Origin of the sequence: Microcystis sp. (genome assembly GCF_048564745.1) — a bacterium.
In the GTDB taxonomy this organism is placed as follows: Bacteria; Cyanobacteriota; Cyanobacteriia; order Cyanobacteriales; family Microcystaceae; genus Microcystis; species Microcystis ichthyoblabe_A.
Genome location: NZ_JBLZRT010000091.1, coordinates 1 through 2,248 on the forward strand (window position 1 = coordinate 1; position 2,248 = coordinate 2,248).

3 protein-coding genes are annotated in these 2,248 nt (G+C 37.2%); 1 reads left to right on the plus strand and 2 read right to left on the minus strand.

Annotation, left to right across the window (positions count from 1 at the left end; genetic code table 11):
- On the minus strand, window positions 1–700 hold a 700-nt coding region (locus tag ACOCD9_RS11210; RefSeq protein ID WP_419547482.1), incomplete at its 3' end, for a flagellar assembly protein H.
- Window positions 701–834: 134 nt separating this feature from the next.
- Between ACOCD9_RS11210 and ACOCD9_RS11215 the strand changes: the two genes are divergently transcribed.
- Window positions 835–1,308 carry a hypothetical protein gene (locus ACOCD9_RS11215; RefSeq protein ID WP_419547483.1) on the plus strand — a complete coding sequence of 158 codons (474 nt, stop codon included), beginning with the start codon at window positions 835–837 and terminating at the stop codon, window positions 1,306–1,308.
- A gap of 45 nt (window positions 1,309–1,353) precedes the next feature.
- Here ACOCD9_RS11215 and ACOCD9_RS11220 read toward each other — a convergent pair whose 3' ends face one another.
- Entirely contained in the window at window positions 1,354–1,713 is a 360-nt protein-coding gene (locus ACOCD9_RS11220) for a hypothetical protein (protein ID WP_287967460.1), read from the minus strand.
- Window positions 1,714–2,248: the final 535 nt, after the last annotated feature.

Genomic DNA, 2,248 nt, shown 5'->3' on the forward strand with positions numbered 1-2,248 from the left:
GTCCTTCCCGTTTAGTTGCTTCCTTCCATTCCTGATAGGTTTGAGATAAAGTCATAAACACCTCTCTATCCTCAGTTTCTAGGATGTTATTTATTTCCATATTAACCCGCCAACTAATCAATAATTCCAGCACATTTTCCCGGAAAGCATTACCTTGAGGTAATTCTAACAATTCTCGCACCGCTTGGTTTTGCGTTTTTCCCCGTCCTAATAATCTTAACCAAAGAGTCTCAGCAGTCACAGGCAATTGATTAATAGCGATAATTGCCGTGCGATAAAGCGAGGGAAGAAAATAGACTCCTTCTGGCCAATCTGGATCTAATTTTGCCCCAAATCCCTCTAAAACAGTGATACCAGCGGAAGGGGATAAAATCCACAAACGAGGGGCATTGTCTTCATTGTAACTCTGATTTTCCCGTTTAGCTTGTCTTTGCAGTTCGGCCAAAATCGTCAAAAGTTTCGCTAAACAATTACGAATCTCGCTCCGGTTGGGAGGATTGCGATAGGGTTCAATTAAGACAGTATTAAGGACAATTCTGCCTAATAATCCCAGATAATCGGGGTTGGGTTCGGGATTGGGGGAAAAAAATACATCTATCTGTCGGGTTTCGTCGCTGACTTCTTTGCTGATTTCGACGGTTCCCAGGGGAGAAAGTAATTGTTCAAGGTAATTTTTGGCAAATTGATCATGGGGTTTCATGGACTGAGCAGTTAATCGATAATTCTCAATTGTATTGATCGATTTTTGAATGGTTTTATAAACTTATGTTAACAAAAATGTCAGATATTTCAGAAATCCCTTGACAAATAAAAATCAGGTTTGTTAACTTACGATTGTCTTCGATAAATTCCCTTGAGCATCATGACATTAGCAACAATTATGAAAAATGGGGGGGGGATAATAAAAGCTTATGCAATTCTCTCCTTCAGGTCTTTTCTCTAGTAGCAACTACAGCGATCGGATATACTGCTATAGCTACCAGTGCCACAGCCGAAATTAGTCAGCAAGATCACCTTATTATCGCTCAATTTGCTCCTCGTGGTCGTGAATTTGTTTGTCAGTTTAATGGCTCGGGTACTACGATTGCACCTAATATATCAGGGTCTTTTATTCATGATATATATTGCTACATTCCTGCCCAAGGAAGACAATGTGTAGCTGTATATGATGGTATATTTGGATCATTAACTGGATCTGATTGGAAGCCTTGCGATAACAATAACATGAAGATAGTTACCGATCCGAATACAGGAAAAAAATATTATGAACTTAATTCAGTCCATAAAAGATTTATTTTCTCAAAATAATCTATGAGCTAAAAAATTGACAATAAAAGCGATCGAGTTTTGGGGCTATTTATATCTAACCTCTTTTTCTCTGATCGCTTCACTTGCATCTTCTGGAGCCAAAAGTCGTTGCTGTTTTTCACTAAAGTAAAATATTTGATAATTGGGTGATAATTCCTCTTGTAATTGCCGCCAAATATTGACACCTTCCCTCTCAAAATTGTCTTGACTTACTGCATCAAAAAAATGTGAATCGGCGGGATTATCCCAATTTATAATTTGATTATAAATCTCTGCCCAATTACTTAACTTCTGTTGGATAGAACTCGATAAAGGTAACTCATCTAAGTTAAGGTTATCAGCAGTTTCCATATCCCAAAGAGGCGAATAGTTATATTCTGCCATTAGTTTAATTTTTCTTTTCATCAAGGTCTTCTCCTAAGAAACGTTGGATGAGTTTTCGGGGAGTGGCATTCGCACTAACTACATAACCATTACTACCAATATCGATAGAAATGTATTGAATTTATCCTTGATAATCAACTTTATAAATACTTCTGCTGGTTCCTTGAGTGCCGATTAATTGACCCATGGTAATTGCTTTCATCAAGAAATCAATAATATTATTAATCGCAATGCCTCGACGCTGAAAATCTTCTCCATGTTTATTAAGAATATGTTCCCAACCCGATGAAGAATTACCGATTTCTAAAAAGATTATCCGCCCGTTGTCTAATTGAGTAATGGCAATAATATCTTGGCAGCAATTCTCATTTTAAAAAGTAACAAGTGATACAGACAGAAACAAAGCTTTAAGCAGGCTACAAAATGCGCTCCCGCGAGTGCGACTGCATCGCAGAGAAGTGAGTATATAGAGTATTTATACTCAAAATATTTGAAAGATGGGAGAAATCTAGAACAAAAGTTCTCTACATCAGAAAGAGAACCAAATAAAAATTGA

Bases quoted from the DNA above. Each gene is read 5' to 3' on its own strand.
- ACOCD9_RS11220 (WP_287967460.1), bottom strand. From the start codon at position 1,713: ATGAAAAGAAAAATTAAACTAATGGCAGAATATAACTATTCGCCTCTT.